The 22,535-nt window shown below is 70.7% G+C and carries 20 protein-coding genes; 14 read left to right on the plus strand and 6 right to left on the minus strand.

Annotated elements, in window-relative coordinates:
- The first annotated feature begins 91 nt into the window (after window positions 1–91).
- Window positions 92–1,417, plus strand: a complete 1,326-nt coding sequence (locus MKK63_RS04585) for an O-antigen ligase family protein (protein WP_243999110.1) — start codon at window positions 92–94, stop codon at window positions 1,415–1,417.
- Window positions 1,418–1,465: 48 nt separating this feature from the next.
- On the opposite strand, the gene MKK63_RS04590 is transcribed toward MKK63_RS04585, so the two are convergent.
- The 3 genes from MKK63_RS04590 to MKK63_RS04600 form a co-directional block, all read right to left on the minus strand.
- The gene (locus MKK63_RS04590; RefSeq protein WP_243999112.1) at window positions 1,466–2,599 is read right to left on the minus strand and encodes a carboxylate-amine ligase; all 1,134 of its coding nucleotides are present in this window, start codon (window positions 2,597–2,599) and stop codon (window positions 1,466–1,468) included.
- A gap of 154 nt (window positions 2,600–2,753) precedes the next feature.
- Window positions 2,754–3,113 carry an acyl-CoA thioesterase gene (locus tag MKK63_RS04595; RefSeq protein ID WP_243999223.1) on the minus strand — a complete coding sequence of 120 codons (360 nt, stop codon included), beginning with the start codon at window positions 3,111–3,113 and terminating at the stop codon, window positions 2,754–2,756.
- Between the two features lie 133 nt (window positions 3,114–3,246).
- Window positions 3,247–5,016 (minus strand): pyrroloquinoline quinone-dependent dehydrogenase, encoded by a 1,770-nt coding sequence (locus MKK63_RS04600; RefSeq protein WP_409564471.1) that lies wholly within the window; start codon window positions 5,014–5,016, stop codon window positions 3,247–3,249.
- A gap of 109 nt (window positions 5,017–5,125) precedes the next feature.
- On the opposite strand from MKK63_RS04600, the gene MKK63_RS04605 reads away from it, so the two are divergent.
- Together MKK63_RS04605 and MKK63_RS04610 are read left to right on the plus strand one after the other, a co-directional pair.
- A complete protein-coding gene (locus tag MKK63_RS04605) occupies window positions 5,126–5,419 on the plus strand; it encodes a type II toxin-antitoxin system RelE/ParE family toxin (protein ID WP_243999114.1) in 294 nt (97 codons plus the stop codon).
- A 10-nt stretch (window positions 5,420–5,429) separates the two neighbouring features.
- Window positions 5,430–5,759 carry an addiction module antidote protein gene (locus MKK63_RS04610; RefSeq protein ID WP_243999116.1) on the plus strand — a complete coding sequence of 110 codons (330 nt, stop codon included), beginning with the start codon at window positions 5,430–5,432 and terminating at the stop codon, window positions 5,757–5,759.
- 2 nt (window positions 5,760–5,761) lie between these two features.
- On the opposite strand, the gene MKK63_RS04615 is transcribed toward MKK63_RS04610, so the two are convergent.
- On the minus strand, window positions 5,762–6,295 hold the full coding sequence (locus tag MKK63_RS04615) for an ankyrin repeat domain-containing protein (RefSeq protein WP_243999118.1): 534 nt from the start codon (window positions 6,293–6,295) through the stop codon (window positions 5,762–5,764).
- A gap of 172 nt (window positions 6,296–6,467) precedes the next feature.
- Between MKK63_RS04615 and MKK63_RS04620 the strand changes: the two genes are divergently transcribed.
- The 3 genes from MKK63_RS04620 (at window position 6,468) to MKK63_RS04630 (ending at window position 8,297) form a co-directional block, all read left to right on the plus strand.
- Window positions 6,468–7,103 (plus strand): flavodoxin family protein, encoded by a 636-nt coding sequence (locus tag MKK63_RS04620; RefSeq protein ID WP_243999120.1) that lies wholly within the window; start codon window positions 6,468–6,470, stop codon window positions 7,101–7,103.
- Window positions 7,100–7,981 carry an RNA polymerase sigma factor SigJ gene (gene sigJ / locus MKK63_RS04625; RefSeq protein WP_243999122.1) on the plus strand — a complete coding sequence of 294 codons (882 nt, stop codon included), beginning with the start codon at window positions 7,100–7,102 and terminating at the stop codon, window positions 7,979–7,981. The genes MKK63_RS04620 and sigJ overlap by 4 nt, the downstream gene beginning before the upstream one ends.
- 97 nt (window positions 7,982–8,078) lie before the next feature.
- Entirely contained in the window at window positions 8,079–8,297 is a 219-nt protein-coding gene (locus MKK63_RS04630) for a hypothetical protein (protein WP_243999124.1), read from the plus strand.
- Window positions 8,298–8,318: 21 nt separating this feature from the next.
- On the opposite strand, the gene uvrB is transcribed toward MKK63_RS04630, so the two are convergent.
- On the minus strand, window positions 8,319–11,063 hold the full coding sequence (gene uvrB / locus MKK63_RS04635) for an excinuclease ABC subunit UvrB (RefSeq protein WP_243999126.1): 2,745 nt from the start codon (window positions 11,061–11,063) through the stop codon (window positions 8,319–8,321).
- Window positions 11,064–11,370: 307 nt separating this feature from the next.
- Between uvrB and MKK63_RS04640 the strand changes: the two genes are divergently transcribed.
- The 7 genes from MKK63_RS04640 to MKK63_RS04670 all read left to right on the plus strand — a co-directional run bounded on the left by MKK63_RS04640 (window position 11,371) and on the right by MKK63_RS04670 (window position 17,182).
- Complete coding sequence (locus MKK63_RS04640; RefSeq protein WP_243999128.1) at window positions 11,371–11,988, plus strand: hypothetical protein; 618 nt, start codon at window positions 11,371–11,373, stop codon at window positions 11,986–11,988.
- Complete coding sequence (locus MKK63_RS04645) at window positions 11,975–12,364, plus strand: transcriptional regulator (RefSeq protein WP_243999130.1); 390 nt, start codon at window positions 11,975–11,977, stop codon at window positions 12,362–12,364. The genes MKK63_RS04640 and MKK63_RS04645 overlap by 14 nt, the downstream gene beginning before the upstream one ends.
- Window positions 12,365–12,441: 77 nt before the next feature.
- Entirely contained in the window at window positions 12,442–13,167 is a 726-nt protein-coding gene (locus MKK63_RS04650) for a di-trans,poly-cis-decaprenylcistransferase (protein WP_243999132.1), read from the plus strand.
- Between the two features lie 44 nt (window positions 13,168–13,211).
- Entirely contained in the window at window positions 13,212–14,432 is a 1,221-nt protein-coding gene (gene coaBC / locus MKK63_RS04655) for a bifunctional phosphopantothenoylcysteine decarboxylase/phosphopantothenate--cysteine ligase CoaBC (RefSeq protein ID WP_243999134.1), read from the plus strand.
- Between the two features lie 292 nt (window positions 14,433–14,724).
- Window positions 14,725–15,141, plus strand: a complete 417-nt coding sequence (locus MKK63_RS04660; RefSeq protein WP_243999136.1) for an FKBP-type peptidyl-prolyl cis-trans isomerase — start codon at window positions 14,725–14,727, stop codon at window positions 15,139–15,141.
- A gap of 51 nt (window positions 15,142–15,192) precedes the next feature.
- Complete coding sequence (locus MKK63_RS04665; RefSeq protein ID WP_243999138.1) at window positions 15,193–16,563, plus strand: Wadjet anti-phage system protein JetA family protein; 1,371 nt, start codon at window positions 15,193–15,195, stop codon at window positions 16,561–16,563.
- Window positions 16,556–17,182: a DUF4194 domain-containing protein gene (locus MKK63_RS04670; RefSeq protein WP_243999140.1), complete on the plus strand. Its 627-nt coding sequence runs from the start codon at window positions 16,556–16,558 to the stop codon at window positions 17,180–17,182. The genes MKK63_RS04665 and MKK63_RS04670 overlap by 8 nt, the downstream gene beginning before the upstream one ends.
- A 9-nt stretch (window positions 17,183–17,191) precedes the next feature.
- On the opposite strand, the gene MKK63_RS04675 is transcribed toward MKK63_RS04670, so the two are convergent.
- The gene (locus MKK63_RS04675; protein ID WP_243999142.1) at window positions 17,192–18,868 is read right to left on the minus strand and encodes a methyl-accepting chemotaxis protein; all 1,677 of its coding nucleotides are present in this window, start codon (window positions 18,866–18,868) and stop codon (window positions 17,192–17,194) included.
- A 165-nt stretch (window positions 18,869–19,033) separates the two neighbouring features.
- Between MKK63_RS04675 and MKK63_RS04680 the strand changes: the two genes are divergently transcribed.
- Complete coding sequence (locus tag MKK63_RS04680) at window positions 19,034–22,471, plus strand: SbcC/MukB-like Walker B domain-containing protein (RefSeq protein WP_243999144.1); 3,438 nt, start codon at window positions 19,034–19,036, stop codon at window positions 22,469–22,471.
- Window positions 22,472–22,535 lie beyond the last annotated feature (64 nt).

The following is a 22,535-nucleotide window of genomic DNA, read 5'->3' on the forward strand; positions in this document are numbered from 1 at the left end:
TCTGGGCGCAATATTTGATTTGCCATCGCGTGCGCCCGTCCCGGCGCTAGAATGACCATAGGCGCATGATGCGGCCTCGCGGTGGGACGACATGGCTTCTGCGGACGCAGCGATCGGCATCCCGCCCCGAGGGCGACGGGACGGCAGCACGGCCCGTGATGTCCCCGATCTGCTGCGCGTGCTCCTCAACGGGGCGGTCTTCGTCCTGCTCTGGAACCACGTCTGGCTGAAGGACCTGTCCGACCGGTCGATCCTCTCGGCCTCCGAGGACGGGAGCCTGCTGACCCAGGTGCTGTTCCTCACCGCCGGCACCGCCATGGCGCTGGCGATCCGCCGGATCGGCCTGCGGCACCTCCAACCGCTGATGACCCGGCCGCTCGTGCTCTGCGCCGTCTGGCTTGGCCTGACGACGCTGCTCTCCATCGCGCCGAGCCTGTCGCTGCGTCGGCTGGCGCTGTTCGTGATCGCCGCGATGCTCTCGGCGGGGGTTCTGATCGTCGCCCGGTCCCCGCGGCAGCTCGCCCTGAGCCTCGCCGGGGCGGCCCTGGTGATCGTGCTCTCGTCCTATCTGGCGGTCGCCTTCGTGCCGAGCCTCGCCATCCATTCGGCCTTCGACGTCAATTCCGATCCGAGCCATCCGGGCCTCTGGCGTGGGATCTTCCCGCAGAAGAACGAGGCCGGCGCCGCCATGGTGATCCTGGTGATCGTCGGCCTCTACGTCGCCACGGCCGCCAACCGGTTCCTCGGCTGGGCTATCGTGCTGCTGGCGGGTGGGTTCCTGCTGGCGAGCGGTTCCAAGACCGCGATCCTGCTGCTGCCGGTGATCCTCGGCGTGACGGGGCTCTGTCAGGTGCTAACGGGCGGGTTCGCCCGGCGCCTGCTGCTGCTGGGCCCGGTGGTCGGGTTCTCGCTGGTCTCGATCGGCTCGGTGCTGGTGCCGCCGATCCAGGAGGCGGTCGGGTCGCTGCTGACCGACGCGACCTTCACCGGCCGCAGCGAGATCTGGCAGTTCGCCATCGACAACATCCTGATCCGCCCCTGGCGCGGCTGGGGGATCGGCGCCTTCTGGATGACCGAGCGGACCATGTATGGCGGCTCCGAGGAGCTGACCTGGGTCAACACCGTCGATCACGCCCACAACGCCTATCTGGACACCGCCTTGATCGGCGGCCTGCCGCTCCTCGCGCTGACCGTGGCGGCCTTCGTGCTCGCGCCGGTGCGCGACCTCCAGCGCGTGGCCGGTGGCGCCCGGCTCGACGCGGAGACGATGCTGTTCCTGCGGCTGTGGTTCCTCGGGCTGGTCTCGGCCTCGTTCGAGACGGTGCTGTGGAACGGCAACAACGCCACCTGCTGCATGTTCATGATGGCGGTGTTCGGCCTGCGCCTGCGGACGCGCTACGCGCTGGCGGCGGGTTGAGGGGAATGCAGCCCTGTCGCGATCCGTTCGCCGCTCTCGATCGATCGGTCAGCCCAGGGGGGCCGTCTCCCGTGCAAGCCAATCGATGACCGCCTTCAACGCCACGCCCTCACTGGCGCCGCCGTCGCGGGCGGTGGTGTAGGCAGCGAGCTGGCCGGCTGCGCTCGAGCCGTTTCGGGCGATCACCGTGGCGTGCGCCACCTGCGCCGTGCAGCCCAGCGCGGCCGCGTCCTCGGCGATCAGGTCCAGCAGCGCGTCCAGGGCGTCGGTGACGGAGACGGCGCGCCCGGCCGCCTCATCGATCAGCGACGCGCCCGTGCCGTCGCGCTCGGCCCGCCACAGGTTCTCCATCACGAACCCCCGCGAGGCGCCGGTCAGGCCGGCGTGGATGTCCGGACGACGGTCGAGCAGACGGACGAGGCAGCGATAGAGCTGGGCGACGGTCAGGGTGTCGTCCAGCCGCGTGCAGCTGTCCGCGACGCGCAACTCCAGGGTCGGGTATCGGATCGATGGGCGGATGTGCCACCAGAAGTACGTCGGATCGGGCACGGCACCCGCGGTGGTCATAACCCGGACATACCGGGCGTAATCGGCATCGTCGTCGAACAGCTCGGGGAGGCCGGTGCGCGGCAACTCGGCGTAGGCCCGCAACCGGTAGCCGTGCAGGCCGGTGCGACGGCGGTCGTAGAACGGCGAGGACGTCGAGAGAGCCAGCAGCAGCGGCAGGAACGGGTAGATCCGCCGCATGATGTCGACCCGCTCCTCGGGGCGCGGCACCTCGACATGGACGTGCATGCCAGCGACCACGGAGCGGCGCCCGGTGATCTGAAGGTCGTCCATCATCCCCCGGTAGCGTGGTTTGTCCGTCTCCTTCTGGATCGACCAGACGGCGGTGGGGTGCGTGCCGGCGGCGAACAGCTTGAGCCCGTGCGCGCGGGCGGTCGCTTGGAGCTTGTCGCGCAGATCACCGAGCGCGGCCCGTGCCTCCTCGACGCTCGCCGTCGGCTTCGAGCAGATCTCCACCTCGTTTTCGAGGAGTTCCCGCTCGACCGAACCCAGACGTTTGGCCGCGTCGTGGAAACCCTGGATCGACGCGCGCGGCGCGCCCCGCGAACGAGCGCTGGCCAGGAAGAACTCCTCCTCGATGCCGAACTTGAAGTCGTGTCCCGACCGCTGCGCCATCGTGTGGTTCCGATCCCTGGACGTGCGGCCGCCATCCACGCGCGCGCCGGACCGGCGCCGCCGCGAAAGCCGGACTGACCGACACCATGCGCGATCCGGGCCAACGTGCGTAAGCGGTGATCCTCGGATCGCGCCGGGGATGCCGCAGCCGACTCTACGGTGAGGCTCCGCGCCCGGCCACCTCCGGCGGCACCGGCCGCGGGCGACGGTCGGCGCCGACCGTCACGAAGGTGATGGTCGCCTCCGTGACCTTCATGGTCGCCTCGCTCGCCCGCTCGCGCCGCCAGACCTCCGCTTGGATGCACAGGGACGAGCGCCCGACCTGGACGAGCCACGCGTAGAGGCCGACCTCGCCGCCCACGAAGACCGGGTGATGGAAGGTGATCGCGTCGACCGCGATGGTGGCGCAGCGCCAACGCCAGCGCCGCGCGGCGACGTTGCCGGCGGCCAGATCCAGCTGGGCCATCAGCCAGCCGCCGAAGATGTCGCTGGCCGGGCTGGTGTCGGCCGGCATCGCGATGGTGCGGATCACCCGCGATCCGTCGGCTGGGAACCGGCTATCCCGCCGTCCGTGCTCTGCGCCTCTGTCAGGAGCCGGAAGGGTCCCCGCCCCTGGCTGGAATCCTTCCGGTCAAGCTCGGCCGTGGTCAATCGGGCAGCGCGAAGACCAGCAGCGCGTCGCCGGTGCCGAAACCCGACGCCTTGGTGTAGGACGCGCCGCCCGCAGCCACCGCCACGTATTGCTTGCCGTCCAGCGCGTACGTCATGGCCGGCCCGCTGATCCCCGCGCCGCACTGGAATCGCCAGAGCACGCGGCCGTCGCGCGCGTCGTGGGCATCGAGATGTCCATCCTCCTCGCCGGAGAAGACGAGACCGCCCGCAGTCGCCAACGTGCCTCCCGAGAGCCGGCTCGCCGACCGCACCGACCACGCGATTGTGCCGCCGTCCTTGAGATCGACGGCGGTGAGCATGCTGAAGGACGGCTCGCCCTTCGCCTCGCTGGTCTCGGTGTAGCGGATCTCCGGCCGCCCTGTGGCGGCCGGCACGGTCTTCACCGTGTAGGTCGTCGCCCCGTGGCGGACCTGCACGTAGGCGCGGCGCCCATCATAGGCCGTCGGCGGCCAGGAGACCGCGCCGAGGGGCCCGGGCGCCACGACGGTGCCCTGGGCGGTCGGCGGTGCGAACAGGTTCTTCTGGTCGAGGAGCGGCGCCGAGCGTTCGAGGAGCTTTCCCGATGCCCGGTCGTGGACGTAGATCCAGCCGGTCTTGCTCGCCGAGGCCACGGCCTTGGTGCCGTTCGGACCATCGAGCAGGAAGGGCGGCGCGGCGACATCGTAGCCCCACTCGTCGTGCGGCACCTGCTGATAGTACCAGCGCAGCGCGCCGGTCTTCACATCCAGCGCCACGAGGCACATCGTGTAGAGGTTGTCCCCGGGCCGCGACAGGCCGAAATTCTGCGGTGCCGGGTTGCCGGTGCCGAGGAAGATCAGGCCGAGATCGGAATCGTAGGCCGGCGTCATCCAAGGGGAGCCGCCGCCGACGCGCCACGCGTCGCGGTTGGCGGGGGCCGCCGCTTTCTCGGCGGCGATGTCGCGATGGAGCGGCGTACCGTCGGTGGTCTTTTCGACAAAACCGCCCTCCCAGCCCTCCGAGGGCGTGACGTACCAGCGCCAGCGCTCTTCCCCGGTCTTGGCATCGTAGGCCGCGAGCCAGCCGCGTCGGCCATAGCCGCCCTCGATCCCGACCACCGCGCCGCCGTCGAGGCCGCCCGCCGCGTCCTCGATGTGCAAGCCGTAGCCCGCGCCGGTGACGCCGACGATCACCAGCCCGTCGGCGACCAGCGGCGGCATCTTGAAGCCGAGCCGGCTCGAACCCTGCACGGGCTTTCCGCCGAGCGTGGCAGCCAGCCCAGAGGCGGTTTCGGTCTCGCCCTCCTCCGGCCGGACCGCCTCCTTGTCCCAGACCATCGTGCCGGTCTTCGCGTCCAGCGCGATCAGCCGCCCGTCCATGGTCGCCTCAAAGACGAGGCCGCCGGACACCGCGAGCCCACGGTTGGATGGCGGCCCGAAGATCTTCTCCGTGCGCGGCTTGTGTGAGTAGGTCCAAAGCGGCTTGCCGGTCTTCGCGTCGAGAGCCGCGACGTTGTTCTGGGTGGTGGAGAGGTAGAGCGTCCCGTCCACCATCACGGGCTGGGCCTGGAAATAGCCGGTCACGCCCGTCTGAAAGATCCAGGCGGGTCGCAGCCGGTCGATCGAATCGCGGTCGATCTGGGTCAGCTCGGAAAAATTGCGGTTGCTGGGATCGTGCCCGAAGGCCGGCCAGGGGGTCTCGGCGGCGGAGGCTGCAAGCGGCGTGGCGAACAGCGCCAGGCAAGCCAGGGAGCGTCCCCTACCCCTCAGGATGGCGTGATGAGGCAAGGCGTTTCATCTCCCGGGTTTGCGCGGCTGCCCGTGCCGGCGTTCGACGATCGCCCGCTTCGGCGTTGAAGGCTTTGCGACGCAGCGTATCTTATGGGATACTTTTCAAGTGCCGCGGATCGTGACGACGGCCGTCTTCGACCGGTGGATCGAAGGCCTGCGCGACCGCGTCGGCCGAGCGAGAATCCTCCGGCGGATCGTTCGGTTCCAAGAGGGCAACCCGGGGACGGTGGCCCCTGTCGGTGGCGGGGTCAGCGAGATGAAGATCGACAGCAGTCCGGGCTACCGCATCTACATCGTCCACCGGGACGATGGCACGATCGTGATCCTGCTGTGCGGCGGCGACCAGGGTAGCCAAGCGCGCGATATCGCGCGGGCCCATGAACTCGCATTGACGGTTTGAGGATATGCCCATGGCGGCTTCTGAGTCCCCTCCCAAGACCCCGACGCGGCCTTTCGTAATCGCGCAGCATCTCCGCGCGCCCGAGGATGCGGCCGCCTACCTCTCAGCCGCTCTGGAAGAGAAAGACCCAGCGGCTTTCCGCCGGGCGTTGGGCGATGTCGCCCGCGCCGGACGCATGTCGGCCGTCGCCGAGGCCACCGGCCTCGGGCGCGAGAGCCTCTACAAGGCCCTTTCGCAGACCGGTAACCCGAGTCTCGAGACCGTGCAACGGGTCGTCGCCGCGCTCGGCTTCAGCCTTGCGGTCGTGCCGAACGGCGAAGCACCGGCCGATCCCGGCTGAGTTCACCCTACCGGCCGCTCAGCCTCGTCGAGCTGCCCCGGCGTCGCCTGCGCACCCATGGCACGGGCCATGTCGGCGGCGCTCTGGCCGGCGGCGTCGCGCCGGTCCGGGTCGGCCCCGTGCTGGAGCAGCAGGTCGACCATCTCGGTCCGGTCGAACATCGCCGCCGTCATCAGGGCCGTGCGGCTGCCGTCGCCGGTCCCGTCCACCGCCGCCCCGTGCTGGAGCAGCAGCCGCGCGATCGCCAGATCGTTCTTGAACGCCGCGCCGGCCAACGGGGTCTGGCCGCGATCGTTTCCGAGTTCCGGATCGCCGCCGGCCTCCAGGATCACCCGCGTCGCTTCCGCCTGCCCGTTATAGGCAGCCAGCATCAGCAGGCTGTCGCCCTTGTCGTTGCGCAGGTTCGCCGGCAGCCCCTGGCCGAACAGCTCAGCGAGCTCTTCGGCGTGACCCATCCGGGCGTACTGGAAGACTCGGGCCGCGAAGGCCAGGGTGTCGTCATCGAGGGCGGGGCGTGCATTGGTCTCGGCTGTCATCGCGTGCTCGTCTGCTCAGATCACCGTCCGATCTGGGTCGGCGGAACGGCCCTGTCCAGCGCCGCCGAAAGCGCGAACCGCAGGACCGAACCCTGCGGACCATCGGCCGGATGTCACACCGGCCCGGGCTTCCTTGTCATGTCATCGGTGGCTGAACCGACAAGGGGAAACGATGGCCGACATCATCATGCGCAGGGATCCGGGCGAGCCTCGGCCGATCCTGATCCCGATCGTATTCCATTCGGGCTACGGCCATACCGCGCGCCAGGCCGACGCCGTCGCGGCGGGTGTCCGGCTCGTCGCTGACGCGGAGGCCGCGCTCGTTCCCGTCGAGGACGTGGACCAATCCTGGGCCGTCCTCCACGCCGCCCCCGCCATTATCTTCGGCGCGCCGACCTATACGGGCGCGGCCTCCGCGGCGTTCAAGGCGTTCCAGGAGGCGACATCGCGGGCCGTGATGGCCCAGGGCTACCTGTGGAAGGACAAGATCGCCGCCGGGTTCACCAATTCCGGGTCGATGGCCGGCGACAAGCTCGCGACGTTGATCCAATTGGCTCTGTTCGCGGCGCAGCACGGGATGCATTGGGTGAGCCTCGACCTGCCGCCCGCCAACAATTCCTCCATCGGGTCGGCGGAGGATCTGAACCGGCTCGGCTACTGGCTCGGTGCCGCCGCGCAGTCGAACACCGATGTCGGCCCCGAGCGGGTGCCCCCGGAAGCCGACCTCGCGACCGCACGCCATCTCGGCCGGCGTGTGGCCCAGGTCACGCTTCAATGCGTGCGTGGCCGTGAGGCGATGGGCCTGTGACGGCGTCGCAGAATTCGGCGGATCCGGTGGAAGTACGCTTCTCGGATCTCCGGCCCGGCCTGGTCCGGCTCGTCTACCGCATGCTGGGCTCGACGGCCGATGCCGAGGACGTGGTGCACGACGCCTATGCGCGCTGGCTGGCCGCCGACCGCGCCGCGGTGCGCGAGCCCGCCGCGTTCCTGCGGATCGTGGTCACGCGCCTCTGCCTCAACCAGCTGACATCGGCCCGCCGCCGGCGGGAGACCTATATCGGGCCCTGGCTGCCGGAGCCGATCTTCGATCCCGAGGATGGCGAGCCGCTCGACGACATCACCCTGCCGCTCATGATGGCGCTGGAGCGCCTCTCGCCCCTCGAACGGGCCGCCTTCCTCCTGCACGACGTGTTCGGGATGAGCTTTCCGGAGGTAGCCGAGGCGATCGGGCGCGAGGCCGCGGCGTGCCGGAAGCTGACCAGCCGCGCCCGCGTGCATGTCCGGGAGGCGCGGCCGCGCTTCGCGGTGGCCCGGGAGGACGGCTTCAGGATCGCCGCCGCGTTCTTCGCCGCGTCGCGCAGCGGCGACATGGCCGCACTCCGGGCGCTCCTGACTGAGGATGTGGTCGCCACGGCCGATGGCGGCGGCAAAGTCCCCGCGTCGCCGAAGCCGCTCGTCGGGCGGGAGGCGGTGCTCGCGCGCCATGCCGCGATGGCACAGGATTTCGAGCAGGACCCGTCCCGGCTCGTGCGCTACGCAACGATCGATGGATTGCCGGGCTTCGTCACCGTCGAGGCAGGCGACATCGTGCAGACCACGGCCCTGTGGCTGCGCGCCGACGCGGTCGCTGCCCTCTACGTGGTGCGCAATCCCGACAAGCTGATCCGGGTCTCCCGCCTGGGCTGATCGCTTCCGGGCGCGTCCGTCCGGCGGGAACGGTTTCGCACGGATGTCCGTTGCTGGCGCCACGGGCCGCGATAGCCCGACCTGCGCCGGAGCGACCATGCCGCGCCCCTATGAACCGTATGCCGATGCCCTGCGCATCGCCCGCGAGATCGTCCGCGATCGGGTCGGTGCGGTCACGCGGGCGGCCGTCCAGGCGGATCCCCATGCCTATGACGAGGCCTGCAATGCCCTCGCCCTCCGGATCGCCGAAGCCCTCGTCGACGCGGGCGAAGCGGTGGCCAACCGCTATGCCGGCCGGGACAACGCGGCCGCCTGACGGCGGCTTTCCGCCCCTCGATCAGCCCCGCTTGCGCCCGCCGCCGCCCTTGTATTTCGGCTTCTGTCCGCCGAGGCCTTGCGTCGAGCGCGGCTTCGGCCGCTCCTGCCAAGCCACCGCGTTGGCCGGCAATTCCCGGTCCGTCCCCGGACCCATATTGTCCAGATCGGGCTTGGTGATGCGGCTGCCCCCCGCTCCGCGCGGGGCTTTCCGGCCGAACTTGCCCGCCTCGCGCTCCACGTCGCCCTGCCGGGCCATCGGATCGTCCGAGACCAGGAGCTCGGTGGCCTGGAGCCGCTTGAGTTCGTCGCGCAGCCGAGCCGCCTCCTCGAAGTCGAGATCCGCGGCGGCCGTGCGCATCCGCTTCTCCAGATCCGCCATCACGGCCTTGAGGTTGTGGCCGATCGTGACCGCATCCTTGGCGAGTCCGGTATCGACCTGGACGTGGTCGCGCTCGAACACGCTGCTCAGGATGTCGGCGATGCCGCGCTTCACGCTTTGCGGGGTGATGCCGTGCTCTTCGTTGTAGGCGAGCTGCTTGACGCGGCGACGCTCGGTCTCGGCCATCGCCCGTTCCATCGAGCCGGTGATGTTGTCGGCGTACAGGATGCAGCGGGCGTCGGCGTTGCGGGCGGCGCGGCCGATGGTCTGGATCAGCGAGGTCTCCGAGCGGAGGAAGCCTTCCTTGTCGGCATCCAGGATCGCCACCAGGGCGCATTCCGGGATGTCGAGGCCCTCGCGCAGCAGGTTGATGCCGATCAGCACGTCGAAGGCGCCGAGCCGCAGGTCGCGGATGATCTCGATCCGCTCCAGCGTGTCGATGTCGGAGTGCATGTAGCGCACCCGCACGCCGTTCTCGTGCAAGTACTCTGTCAGATCCTCGGCCATGCGCTTGGTCAGCGTCGTGACCAGCGTCCGGTAGCCGGCCTGGGCGACCTCGCGCACCTCGCCCAGCAGGTCATCGACCTGCGAGCGGGCCGGGCGGATCTCGATCACCGGGTCGACGAGGCCGGTCGGGCGGATCACCTGCTCGGCGAAGACGCCCCCGGTCTGCTCCATCTCCCACTTGCCGGGTGTCGCCGAGACGTGGACGGTCATCGGCCGCATCGCGTCCCATTCCTCGAAGCGGAGCGGGCGGTTGTCGAGACAGGAGGGCAGCCGAAAGCCGTATTCGGCGAGCGTCGCCTTGCGGCGGAAGTCGCCCCGGTACATGCCGCCGATCTGCGGCACGGTGACGTGGCTCTCGTCGGTGAAGACGAGCGCGTTGTCGGGCAGGTACTCGAACAGCGTCGGCGGCGGCTCGCCGGGCTTACGGCCGGTGAGATACCGCGAATAATTCTCGATGCCGTTGCAGGCGCCGGTGGCCTCGATCATCTCGATGTCGAAGGTGCAGCGCTGGTCGATGCGCTGCGCCTCGATGAGCCGGCCCATCTTGGTCAGCTCCTCGATCCGGCCGTTCAGCTCATTCTTGATGCCCTTGATCGCCTGCTGCAGCGTCGGGCGCGGCGTGACGTAGTGCGAGTTGGCGTAGACCTTCACGAACTTCAGCTCGGAGAGGGTCTTACCGGTCAGCGGGTCGAACTCGACGATGCTCTCGATCTCGTCGCCGAACAGGCCGATCCGCCAGCCGCGATCCTCCAAGTGAGCGGGCCACAGCTCGATCGAATCGCCGCGCACCCGGAAGGTGCCGCGGGCGAAATCCGATTGGATCCGCTTGTACTGCAGGGCCACGAGGTCGGCGATGAGTTGCCGCTGCTCGATCCTTTCGCCGAGGGACACGGTGAACGACATCGCCGTGTAGGTCTCGACCGAGCCGATGCCGTAGATGCACGAGACCGAGGCGACGATGATCACGTCGTCGCGCTCCAGCAGGGCGCGGGTCGCGGAGTGGCGCATCCGGTCGATCTGCTCGTTGATCGAGGATTCCTTCTCGATGAACGTGTCCGAGCGCGGCACGTAGGCCTCGGGCTGGTAGTAATCGTAATAGGAGACGAAATACTCCACGGCGTTATCGGGGAAGAACGACTTGAACTCCCCGTAGAGCTGCGCCGCCAGCGTCTTGTTGGGCGCCAGGATCAGGGCCGGGCGCTGGGTCTCCTCGATGATCTTGGCCATCGTGAAGGTCTTGCCCGAGCCGGTGACGCCGAGCAGCACCTGATCGCGCTCATGGGCCTGAACGCCGGAGACCAGTTCGGCGATGGCCCTGGGCTGGTCACCGGCCGGCGTGAACTCGGATTTCAGTGTGAATCTGAGGCCGCCCTCGGATTTCTGGGGCCGCTCCGGCCGGTGCGGCACCCAGGTCTGGCCGTCCTTGAACAGCGGGTTGCCCTCGATGAGCAGCCGTTCCAGGGCCGAGACCGTCGCCGAGGCGCCGCCATCGCCGCCGGGATCGGGCAGGTCGGCGCCCTCCGGCACCGGTCCGTCCTCGGGCGGGGTCAGTCCGAGGGCTTGCGCCAGGCGCGGGTCGACATCCGCGGCATCGCCCAGCGCGTAGCCGGCCTGCGGTGCCTCCGCGAAGCCGTCGCGGGCGATCTCCGCCCGGCGCGTGGCGGCTTGCGGAGTCCCGCCCTTGCCGCCGCGCCCCTTGGGCTTGCCCGGGCGGGCGGGCGGCTCGGGCGGCGCCTCGATCGGCGCCGGCCTGTTGCGGTTGAGCGCCGGGTTCAGCAACGCGGCGAGATAGGTATCGAGCGGCTTCAGCTCGGGCTTCGACGCCTTGGCGGACGTGGTCGACACGGACGCGGCGCGCGATTTCTTCGGAGCGGGCATGGGCTCAATATGGGCCGAGCGGCCGCCGCGCGGAAGCCTGTCGGCCGGAGAGTTTTGCCGCGCCGCGCCCGATCGGCCGGCGCCCGGAGGAGGCCGTCCGATTCCCGGTGCGCTGCCGTTCATCCCGAGAGATCATCGGAATACAACCGTTAGGTAGTTTTCGCGTTATTTTCGGCTCGTTTCGCCGATCTCATGTCTGGAAAACAGGCTTTCGAGCCGGCCGAATTGGCTTGCGACGGATTGCAAGGGCCGTTACTTTGCGGCGCAAAGCACGATCAAGAACGATGCAGCCCGGGGCGTGAGGCGGATGCAGGACCTGGACAAGGCCTTGGCCGACATCGTGGCGATCCGCTCGCAGATCGCCCGCGATACGGCGTTTCGCGGCGTGGGGGCGGCGACGATCGCCGGTACCGGCGGCCTCGCTCTGGCCTGTGCGGCGGGCCAGGCCCTGTGGCTCGGCGACCCGGCGGTCCGGGCCGGCCTGTTCTTCGGCCTCTGGGTCGCAGCCGCTCTGGCCGCCTTCGCGATGATCGGCATCGAGGCGGTGCGGCGAACGCGCCGCCTGCATTCCGGCCTCGCCGACGCCATGGTGTGGAACGCCATCGAGGTCTTCCTGCCGGCGGCCGGCGCGGGGGCCTGCCTCGCCCTGGTGATCGCCCGGTTCGCGCCTCAGGAGGTCTGGATGCTGCCCGGCCTCTGGCAGGTTCTGGTCGGCCTCGGCCTGTTTGCCTCCGCGCGCATCCTGCCGCGGGGCGTCCAGGGCGTGGGCGCGTGGTACCTGCTCGCCGGGCTCGGCGTGCTGGCCTTCTCGGCGGAGACGCGCGTCCTCTCGCCCTGGGCCATGGGCCTGCCCTTCCTGGTCGGTCAGATCTGGCTGGCTGCGGTCATTCATCACGGCGCCCGGGCCTACGATGATGGCCTCTGATCGCGACGTGGGCCGCTTCTCCTACGAGGGGCTCGACCGGATCATCCACGAGCGGGCGCGGCTCTCCGTGCTGACCTCCCTGGTGGCCCACCCCAAGGGGCTCCCCTTCCCCGATCTGAAGCGGCTGTGCGGCTTGACCGACGGCAACCTGAGCCGGCACCTCGCGGTTCTGAGCGAGGCCGACTTCGTGACGCTTCAGAAGGGGTTGTCGCAGAACCGCCCGCAGACGGTGTGCCGGCTGACCGCGAACGGACGGCAGCGCTTCATCGGTTATCTCGGCGTCTTGGAACAGGTCGTCCGCGACGCTGCGGAAGCCGCCGAGCCCGGCCCTGAATCGGGCCGCCGCGGCCTCGATCCGGCCACGAAACCGGCGTGAGACCGTTACACTGTTCCAAGACTGTTAATGTCGCTCCAATAAACTTCACCGATACGCTGTGTCCTGGAGACTTTACGATGCAAAGTGAGGCGGCGCCGAAGGCCCTGCACGCCGCGATCATCATGGACGGCAATGGGCGCTGGGCGACGCAGCGCGGCCTGCCCCGGCTCGCCGGCCATCACCGCGGCGTCGAGGCGATCCGGCGGACCGCCGAGGCCTGTCCGGATCTCGGGATCGGCACGCTGACCCTCTACGCCTTCTCGGCCGACAACTGGCAGCGCCCGGCCGAGGAGGTCGGCGGTCTGATGCGGCTCCTGCGCTCCTACCTGCGCAACGAGACCCAGAGGCTGGCCCGCACCGGCACACGGCTCAGCGTCGTGGGCCGCCGCGATCGGCTCCCGGCGGGCATCCCGGAGGCGATCATGGCCGCGGAGACCGCCACCGAAGCCGGGCGCCGCCTGCACCTGCGGATCTGTGTCGACTATTCCGCCCGCGACGCGATCATCGCCGCGGCGCAGCACCTCCAGGCGCAGGAGGCGGTGACACGCGAGGATTTCGGCGCGCTGGTGGCGGGCCCGATGCACGGATCGCCGGTTGAGGTCGATCTGCTGATCCGGACCGGGGGCGAGCAGCGCCTGTCCGACTTCCTGCTCTGGGAGGCGGCCTATGCGGAGCTGCACTTCACCGAGCGGATGTGGCCGGACTACGGCCCCGAGGAACTCGCCGCCGCGATGGCGGAATTCCGGAGCCGGGAGCGCCGGTTCGGTGGGCTGAAGACGGCGGCCGTCCCCGCGGCGGCCTGAGCGGCGCTTGACGCGCGGGTAACGTCGCGCAGAGGGTTTCCGCCATGAACGAGACCCTCGCCGACCGTCGCGTCCTCCTCGTCATCGGCGGGGGTATCGCGGCCTACAAGGCCCTCGACCTGATCCGGCGCCTGCGCGAGCGGGGCGCCAGCGTCTGCCCGGTCCTGACCAAAGGGGCGCAGGAATTCGTGACGCCGCTGGCCGCCGCGGCTTTGGCCGGCGAGCGCGCCCATACCGACCTGTTCGACCGCGCCAGCGAGGCCGAGATCGGCCACATCAAGCTCGCCCGGGAGGCCGATGCCGTGGTGGTGGCGCCCGCCACCGCCAATCTGATGGCCCGGATGGCGGGCGGTCACGCGGCCGACCTCGCGACGACCATCCTGCTGGCCACGACCCTGCCGATCCTGATCGCGCCGGCCATGAACGTGCAGATGTGGGCGCATCCGGCGACCCGCCGCAACCGCGCGACCCTGGAGTGCGACGGCGTCCATATCGTCGGCCCCAATGCCGGCCGGATGGCGGAGGCCGAGACCGGCCCCGGCCGTATGGCCGAGCCCCATGAGATCGCCGATGCTTTGGAGGCGATGCTGGGCGTGGGCCTCGCCCGCCCCCTCGCGGGCCGGCGGGTGCTGGTGACCTCCGGCCCGACCCATGAGCCGATCGACCCGGTGCGCTACATCGCCAACCGCTCCTCCGGCCGCCAGGGCCACGCCATCGCGGAAGCTGCCGCGCGGGCCGGTGCTTCCGTGACGCTGGTCTCAGGGCCGGTGGCGATCCCCGATCCGCCGGGCGTCGCGGTCATTCGGGTGGAGACCGCCCGGCAGATGCTGGACGCCGTCGAGGCGGCGCTGCCGGCCGATCTCGCGATCTTCGCCGCCGCGGTGGCGGATTGGCGCCCGGCGCGGGAGGCTGGCACGAAGAAGATCAAGAAGGACGGCACCGGCCACGCGCCGATGCCGCTCGCCGAGAATCCCGACATCCTCGCCACGATCGCGCACCGGTCCACGGGGCGCCCGCCCCTGGTGGTCGGCTTCGCGGCGGAGACCGACGCGGTGCTGGACCATGCCCGGGCCAAGATCGCCCGCAAGGGCTGCGACCTGATCGTGGCCAACGACGTCTCGGCGGCGGGCGGTGTGATGGGCGGGTCCGACAACACGGTCCACCTGATCCACCGGGACGGCGCGATGGAGACCTGGCCGCGCCTCGGCAAGGGCGAAGTCGCCAGGAGGCTGGTGGTTTATCTCGCTGGAATGTTGGGTGGGTGAGGCCATCCCTCCAAAGCTGAAGCCTCTGAGACCAAAGTACTTTTCCCCTCCCCCTTGTGGGGAGGGGTCAGGAGTGGGGGTGGTTCAGGATGGAGCGTGACGGTGCCTTCTGCACCACCTCCGGCTCCTCCCCGCAAAGGGTAGGAGAGCGCCGCAGCCAGCAGTTTGTGAGCATGACAGCCTGAAGACGCGGTCCGCGCCTCGCGAGCCCCAACCCTGGCCTCAACCTTTGCGAGTCGCTAGAAGGCGCGGCGACGGCCGGCGCGCATGGCGCCGGCTCCAGGGAGAAACCATGCCTCGCCTGACCCTGATCGCCGGAGCCGCGTTGATCGCCATGAGCACAGCTGCAACTGCCGAGACCGTTACCCTGCCCTCCGGGCTGAAGTACCAGGACGAGGTCGTCGGGACCGGGCCTGAGCCGAAGGCCGGCCAGCAGGTCACCGTCCAGTACACCGGCTGGCTCGACGAGGGCGGCAAGAAGGGCAAGAAATTCGACTCCTCCCGCGACCGCAACCAGCCCTTCTCGTTCCCCCTCGGCGCCGGCCAGGTGATCAAGGGCTGGGACGAGGGCGTCGCCACCATGAAGACCGGCGGCAAGCGCACCCTGATCATCCCGCCGGAACTCGGCTACGGCGCTCGGGGCGCCGGCGGCGTCATCCCGCCGAACGCCACGCTGATCTTCGACGTCGAACTCCTCGGCGCGAAGTAACGGCACGGCTGCGTAACGGCGCGGCTGCGCGACGGCGAGAGTCCCAAAAGAATGCTGTTCGCGCAGCTGCCCGACGAGCTGTTCAAGCCGCTGGCCGCCCCGAGCCGCGGCTTCAACGCGGCCCTGCTGCTGCACCTGCACCGGCGCGTCCTCGGGGCCGAGCCGGTGCGCAAGGCCGAATTGCTCGCCGAGATCGGCGACTTCGCCGCGGGCTGGAGCGATCCGGAGGTCAGCGGCGACGAGCCGATTTCGGCCGACCCCACGGAGCGCCGCACCGCCCTTTACCGCCGCCTGCTCGATACCGGCTGGCTGATCGAGCGCCGCGAGCGCTACGTGCCGGTGGTGGAGTTCGACCCCGAGGCGCGGCTCCTGCTGGAGGAACTGTCCCGGCTCGAACGGGGCGAGACCCGCTCGTATGGCGGTGCCGTGCTGGAGGTGTTGGGCGGGCTGGAGAGCGCCCTGTCGGATCCCGGCAGCCGCTCGGAGGCCTTGTCGAACGCCGCCCGGGCGTCCGCCGCCTTCCTGGCCCACGTGCGCGGCCTCGCCGCCGGGATGCGCAAGGTCGAGGAGCGCATCCTGCGCGAGCCCGACCGGGCCAAGACCTTCCGGCTGTTCTTCGAGGATTTCGTCGAGCGCCACCTGATCAGCGACTACCGGACGCTGCACACCCGCTTCAACCCGTTCCGGTTCCGCGCCAGCGTGGTGCGCGAGGCCGGCCGGGCGCTCCGCGACGCCCTTACGGTGCGGGCGCTGGCCGAGGGCTTGATCCGCGAGGGCCGCAGCCCCGATCTCGACGCGGCCCAGCGGGCGGTGCGGGCCGACCTCGCCCAGATCCTGTCGGTGTTCGAGGGGCTCGACAACCACCTCGACGCGGTCGATGCCGTGGTGGCGCGGCTGGAGCGCCGGATCGCCGCGGCGCTCCACGTCATGGATCGGCCGGACCCCGGCGGCGTCGACCGCGCCGCCGCCATGCTCCGGGCCATCGGCGGCGCCGAGATCGCCCCCGACGTGCCGGCCGACGTGTCGCTGCTGCGCCCGCCGATCGGCCACGCGCATCTGCAGACGCCCCGCGCCCGCAAACTCGCCATCGACATGGAGCCCCTGCCCGACATCGAGGACGATCCCGTGATCGATGCGTTCGCGGCCGCGAAGGCGGAGTTCCGCCGCCGCACCACGGTGACGCCCGAGGGCATGACCGCCTTCGTGGAAGCCCGGCTCGGCCAGGCGATCCGGCTGCGCGGCTCCGAGATCGCGATCAAGGACGTCGATGACTTCATCGTGTTCCAGCGCCTGCGCGAGATCGACGTGCTGTTCGATGCACGCCTGGGCGAGCGCTACGCCGTCAGCCGCCTGCCCGAGCGCGTGGCCAACGGCTGGCTCGACTGCCCGGATTTCCTGCTGGAGCGCCGCCCCGGTGCTTGAGGGGTTCCGCGCCATCATCGACGGCGACGAGCCGGCGCCGCCGGGCACCCGGGCGCCGGATGCCGAGGAGCTGAGCCGGGCCCTGCAGGTGTTGCTGAAGGGGCAGGTGATCTACGCCGACACCCCGAATATCGGACGCTCCTACGAGCTCGCCCGGCACTACGCGCCGTTCTTCACCGACTACTTCGCTTGCCTGGGCTACGCGCTGACGGTCTCGCACCGCGACCAGATGGTGTCGCTGAGCCCGGCCGCCGACGCGCCGCGGCACGACATCATGTCGGAGCGCCTGCGCAAGGACGAGACCCTGGTGCTGCTCGCCCTGCGGTTGCTCTACGAGGAGGGCCTGCGCGACCACCGCGTCGGCACGGACGGGATCGTCGAATGCACCACCGACGAGATCGTGGAAAAAATCCGGACGGTGGCGCGCAACGAGCCCCCCGAGGAGGGTCGGCTCGCCGACATCCTGCGGCTCTACGCGCGCCGCGGCGGCCTGCGGCTCGGCGAGCGCGACCGGGTCGAGCGGGTGACGCCGCTCGCGCTCCTGCCGGGCGTGGCGGTGCTGGCCTCGGACGCGTGGCTGGAGCGCCTGCGAGCTTGGACGGAGGCCGGGGAGGTCTGAGCCACCCGATCAGGCCGCCCGAACGGTCGCAAGGAAATGCTCGACCTCGGACCCGAGCCGGGCGGCCTGCTCGGCCATCGCGGAGGCCGCGCTCAGTACCTCCCCGGCCGCCGCGCCGGTCTCGTCGGCCGCGCCGGCGACCTCCGTGATGTTGGCCGTGACGGTGTCGGTCCCGGACGCCGCCTGGGTGACGTTGCGGACGATCTCCTGCGTGGCCGCCCCCTGCTGCGCCACCGCGCTGGCGATGGTCGCCGCAGTGGCGTCGATCTCGCGGATCCGCCCCGCGATCCCGCCGATGGCGCGGACGGCGTGGTCGGTCGAACCCTGCATCTGGCCGATCTGCCGGCTGATCTCGCTGGTGGCCTTCGCAGTCTGTTCGGCGAGTTGCTTCACCTCGGCGGCGACCACCGCAAAACCCTTGCCGGCATCGCCGGCCCGGGCCGCCTCGATGGTGGCGTTCAGAGCCAGCAGGTTGGTCTGGCCGGCGATCTCCGCGATCAGCGTCACCACCTCCCGGATCGTCCGGGCGCCGGTGCTCAGCTCCTGGACCAAGCCGGTGGTCGTGGCCGCCTCGCGGGCAGCGACCTGCGCCAGATCCGCCGACGCCACCACCTGACGGCCGATCTCGTCCACCGAGGATCCGAGTTCCTCGGCCGCCGCCGCCACGGTGTTGACGTTGGCGGCGGCCTCCGCGGCGGCGATGCGCGCATCGCCGGAGCGGTCGGCCGTCCGGGTCGCCGTCGCGGTAAGGGCCTGGGCCGTCGCCTGAAGCTGCGTCGCCGCGGCCGCGACCGTGCGGACGATGCCGCCGATGGCGGTCTCGAAGCGCTCCGCGAGGTCGCGCATTCCTTGGCGGCGCTGACTCTCGGACTCCGCGCGGGCCCGGTTCGTCTCGGCCTCCAGGGCGCGGGTCTGGAACAGGTTCTGCCGGAACACCTGCACGGCCGCCGACATGGCCCCGATCTCGTCCCGCCGCCCTGCATAGGGCACCGCCGAGTCCGTATCGCCACTCGCAAGCCGGCGCATGGCGTCGGTCATCACGGTGATCGGCCGCGAGACCCCGAGCAGCGCGTAGAGCATCGCGCCCAGGGCGACCACCAGCGTGGCGGCCAGGATGGCGATGGTCGAGGACACGGCGCGCGCCTGACTCGCCCGGGCGGTTCGGCCGGACTCCTCGACGGTTCTGACATGCCGTTCCACCAGCGCACGCGCCGCCTTCGACGCGTCCTGGTAATGGGCGTTCATGGCGCCCCGGTAATAGGACATCGCCGCCTCGCGCTGGCTGAGGCTCATCCCGCGCAACCGATCCCAATCGTAGGTCTGGGTCTTCAGCTTGGCGATCAGCGTCTCGAAGAGCGCCTGCTCGTCCGGAGCGACGATCCGGGCCTTGTAGGCCTCGACCCGCGCGGCCCGATCCTTCAGCATGTCTTCCACCGCTGCGCGGCCCGCATCGCGCTCGGCCTCCGTGTCCGCCGTGGCGACCCGCACCTGCAGCAGACGCGCTTTGACAGTCAGCGCGCTGAGGGTTTCCGCCGCATCCAAGGATGGCATCGCCCGGTCGAGCAGTTCGGTCAATTGATGATCGACGGATTTCATCCGAACGATCGTCATTCCGCCTTGTATCCCGGCTGCGATAAGCAGAAACAGGAACAAGCTGCTGAGTTTTGTTTTTATGTTGGCGGACATGTTCTTGTCAGATCTCTAGCCTTCGGCAACGATACCGGGGGTGTTGGCCGGAGCAAGCTGGCGGTTCGCGCAGAACTTGAGGCGCCGCAGCCTCTGTCACCGGCTTGCATACGCGGCCGAGTCCGGCCAACTGAACCGATCGTTCTCCGCCCCGGCCCCGACATCGTGTACGTCCTCACCGATATCGCCATCGCGAACTGGTATCTGATCCGCCGTGAGCAGATCCGGCTGCGGGGCGCGGCCGCCTTGGTCGGGCCGACCGGGGCCGGCAAGTCGACGATCTTCGACGCGGTCGGCACGGTGCTGGCCGGCAACAATGCCAGCCGCCTCGCGCTGAACGCCTCCGCGTCCGGCCGCAGCGCGCGCACGGTGCGCGACTATTGCCTGGGCTGGATCAGCGACCCCGCGGAGGGCGGCCGCCCGACCCGGGAATCCTGCGAGACTGTCCTGGCCCTGGTGTTCGAGAACCCGGCCTCGGGGCGGATCGTCACGGTCGGGCTGGCGCTCGCGGCCCGGGCGGTCGAGCCGAAGGAGACCGTGCTGTCGCGCTTCATCGCGGTCGGGCACCGGTTCGAGATCGCCGATTACGCCCGCACCGCCCCCGGCGGCACCTACACGGCCCCCTGGAGCGAGATCGCCGGGGACCTGCGGGCGCGGGCGTCGAGCTTCACCGAGTACCGGACCTCCGGCGAGCGCTTCACGGCCGATGTGCTGGCCACCCTGCGCGAGGGCGCGCCAGCGCCGGAGCCGCGCCACTTCCTGCGCAGCTTCGCCAACGCGGTGGCATTCAAGCCGATCTTCGACACCAGCGCCTTCGTGCGCGCCTTCGTGTTGGAGCCGGAGCCGCTCGACGTGGACCGCGTCCGCCAGTCCGTCGCCAACTGGCGCCGGCTGCTGGAGACCATCGGCGAGCTGGAGAGCCGGCTCGCGCGCCTGCGGCGCCTGCGCGACCGCTACGAGGCCTGGAGCGAGGCCATCCTCGATACGGCAAGCCATGAGCTGCGGGCGGCCTCCGCCGAATTGCGCCGCCGCAGCCTCGACCTCGTCGCGGTCCGGCTGCGCCTGCGCGAGGGGGCCGAGGCCCTGCGCATCGCCCGGGAGCGCGTGGCGGCGAGCCGCGGCTTCGTGCGCGACATCGACGGGGAGATCGCCGAGAAGAAGGCGCTCGCCGCCGCGGGCGCCGCCGAGGGACGGCTCGCCGCCTCGACGCTCGGCCTCTCCATGCTGGAGCGCGACCGGAAGGAGCTGGCGGGCCGGATCGCCGACCTCGTCGCGCTCATTGGCCAGATGGGCAAGCTCCAGCCCGTCGCCCCGATCCTGCGCCAGGGCTGTCCGCAGGCGGCGCGGCTCGCCGAATCCTGCGCCCGGGCCGGGCTGCGCCGGGAATCGCCGCCGGAAGAGATCCTGCGCCCCGAAGGCCCTCTGGCCGAGCTGATCGACGGGCTGGCGCGGCTGCCCGAGTTCGACGAAGCCCTGGAGCGGGCTGCCGAGGATGCCGCGCTCAAGGCCCGTGCCCAGGAGGGCGAGGCCGAGCGCACCGCGCCCCGCACCGGCGCCGGCCCGGCGGCGCGCCTGTCCTCCGACACGGTGGCATTCCGCGGCGAGCTGGACCGGCGCGGTATCGACGCCCTGCCGATCTGCGAACTCGCCGAGATCGTCGATCCGACCTGGGGGCCGGCGCTGGAAGGTCTGCTCGGGCGCGCCCGGGAGGCCCTGGTGGTGGCACCCGACCGGCTTCACGAGGCTTTGGGCGTGCTCCAGGGGGGGCGCGACCGGTTCCACCGCTGCATCCTGGTCAAGACCACCGACACCGCCAAGCAGCGCGCCCGCCGCTACGACGATGGCCCGCTGACGGTGATCGAGACCCGCGATCCGCACGCGGAGGCGTTCCTGGGGGTGCGGCTCGGCGGCTACGATCTCGCGAAGGATGACGCCGAACTCGCCCGCCTCGCCCGGGCCGTCGCGCCGAGCGGGCGGACCACCGCCGGCATGGCGTATTCGGTGACACGGAGTGTCGATCTGCTCATGACGCGTGGCCATCGTGGGCCGACCGTCGACAGCCGCCGGGTTCACGAGGCCGCGGTCGTGGAAGCACGACGCCTGCGCGGCGAGGCGGCGGTCTTGCGCGAGGCCGCCCGCACCGCTGCGGCGATCCGGGCCCGCATCGTTCGAGGCCTCGACGATATCGACACGCTGCGCGCCGAGCTCGACGGTCTCGACGGCCGGCGGCGCACCCTCCAGACCGAGCGCGAGGGGATCGAGAAGCGCGACACCGCCGGACTCGCCGCCGAGATCGCCGCGCTGACCACGGAGCGCGTCGCCTATCTGCGCGAGCTGTCGGAGGAGCTGGAGCCGAAGCTCGACCGCCTGCTCGCCGACGAGGCTGCGCTCCGCGCCCGGCTGGTGACCATGCGCGAGGCCGCCCGCGCGGCCCTGTCGGCGCGGCGCGCGGCCCTGCGCCAAGTCATGGGCGGCGACGCCGCCCGGGTCCGCCTCGCCCGCTCGGAGGTGTTCGATCTGCGCGTGATCGCGGAGGCCCGGGGCGCGCTGGCGGGTCTCGACGCCAAGGCCGCCGGGTCCCGGGCCACCACCGAGCGCGGGCTCGCCAAGGAGGCCGCCGAGGCGGCCCGCTCCCACGGGCGGGTCGCCGAGCGGGAGCTGGCCGAGGCCTGCGCGGCGTGGCGGGTCGAGAATCCCCTGAACCAGGGCGATGCGCCGGCGATCGACGGGTTCGCCTGGGTCCGGCGCGAATACGACGCCGTCGAGGGCCACGAGTTGCGGCGCTACCGGGCCCAGGCCGAGCGGGCCGAGGTCGAGATGCGCCGCCTGATGACCGAGGATCTGCTGACGCGCCTCGCCGACCGGTTCGAGCGGGTCCACGCCCGGCTGGAGGCGCTGAACGAGCGGCTCTCGGCCCGCAGCTTCACCGGCCAGACCTACGCGTTCGAGGCGGCGGTGGACCGCCGCTACGCCGCCGTCCACGCGCTCGCCACCGAGACCGCACGCTCTCCCGAGGCCGCGCAGGCGCTGCTCGACGGCGCCACCGAGGGCCCGATGGCGTCGGCGCTCGCCGAAATCACCGCGCTCATCGCCGGCGAGGAGGATGCGGCCCGGCTGGCGGATTACCGCAACTACTTCGTGTACGAGATCGGCATGCGCGACCGGGCGGGCAACCGCACCACCATGTCGGCCCGGGCGCTACGCGGCTCGGGCGGCGAGGCGCAGGCACCGTTCTACGTGGCGATCGCGGCCTCGCTGGCCAGCGCCTACTATCCGGGCGACCGGCCTGGGGACGAAAATCCGGGGCTCGGCCTGTGCCTGCTCGACGAGGCCTTCTCGAAGCTCGACGTGCGCAACAGCCAGGCGCTGGTCGATCTCTATCGGGCCTGGGGCCTTCAGCTCCTGATCGCCGCGCCCGAGGACAAGCGCACGACGCTCACCGAGGTGATGGACACCATCGTCACCGTCTACAAGAGCCCGGACCTGACCTCCGTCCGGATCGAGGCCGAGCATCCGCTGGAGGCGGCCCGGCGGGCGCTGCACGCGATCAATCCCGATCAGATCGGGATCGCGGGGTTTCGGCAGGCGGACGCGGCGGAGTGAGCCTGCGGGGTGCCTATCCGTTCAATGACTGAGTAGAATTGGCGGTCAGGCTGAACGCGCGTTC

Origin of the sequence: Methylobacterium sp. J-088 (assembly GCF_022829295.1) — a bacterium.
In the GTDB taxonomy this organism is placed as follows: Bacteria; Pseudomonadota; Alphaproteobacteria; order Rhizobiales; family Beijerinckiaceae; genus Methylobacterium.

Bases quoted from the DNA above. Each gene is read 5' to 3' on its own strand.
- MKK63_RS04585 (WP_243999110.1), top strand. From the start codon at position 92: ATGGCTTCTGCGGACGCAGCGATCGGCATCCCGCCCCGAGGGCGACGG.
- MKK63_RS04590 (WP_243999112.1), bottom strand. From the start codon at position 2,599: ATGGCGCAGCGGTCGGGACACGACTTCAAGTTCGGCATCGAGGAGGAG.
- MKK63_RS04595 (WP_243999223.1), bottom strand. From the start codon at position 3,113: ATGCCGGCCGACACCAGCCCGGCCAGCGACATCTTCGGCGGCTGGCTG.
- MKK63_RS04610 (WP_243999116.1), top strand. From the start codon at position 5,430: ATGGCGGCTTCTGAGTCCCCTCCCAAGACCCCGACGCGGCCTTTCGTA.
- MKK63_RS04615 (WP_243999118.1), bottom strand. From the start codon at position 6,295: ATGACAGCCGAGACCAATGCACGCCCCGCCCTCGATGACGACACCCTG.
- MKK63_RS04620 (WP_243999120.1), top strand. From the start codon at position 6,468: ATGGCCGACATCATCATGCGCAGGGATCCGGGCGAGCCTCGGCCGATC.
- MKK63_RS04630 (WP_243999124.1), top strand. From the start codon at position 8,079: ATGCCGCGCCCCTATGAACCGTATGCCGATGCCCTGCGCATCGCCCGC.
- uvrB (WP_243999126.1), bottom strand. From the start codon at position 11,063: ATGCCCGCTCCGAAGAAATCGCGCGCCGCGTCCGTGTCGACCACGTCC.
- MKK63_RS04640 (WP_243999128.1), top strand. From the start codon at position 11,371: ATGCAGGACCTGGACAAGGCCTTGGCCGACATCGTGGCGATCCGCTCG.
- MKK63_RS04645 (WP_243999130.1), top strand. From the start codon at position 11,975: ATGATGGCCTCTGATCGCGACGTGGGCCGCTTCTCCTACGAGGGGCTC.
- MKK63_RS04650 (WP_243999132.1), top strand. From the start codon at position 12,442: ATGCAAAGTGAGGCGGCGCCGAAGGCCCTGCACGCCGCGATCATCATG.
- coaBC (WP_243999134.1), top strand. From the start codon at position 13,212: ATGAACGAGACCCTCGCCGACCGTCGCGTCCTCCTCGTCATCGGCGGG.
- MKK63_RS04660 (WP_243999136.1), top strand. From the start codon at position 14,725: ATGCCTCGCCTGACCCTGATCGCCGGAGCCGCGTTGATCGCCATGAGC.
- MKK63_RS04665 (WP_243999138.1), top strand. From the start codon at position 15,193: ATGCTGTTCGCGCAGCTGCCCGACGAGCTGTTCAAGCCGCTGGCCGCC.
- MKK63_RS04675 (WP_243999142.1), bottom strand. From the start codon at position 18,868: ATGTCCGCCAACATAAAAACAAAACTCAGCAGCTTGTTCCTGTTTCTG.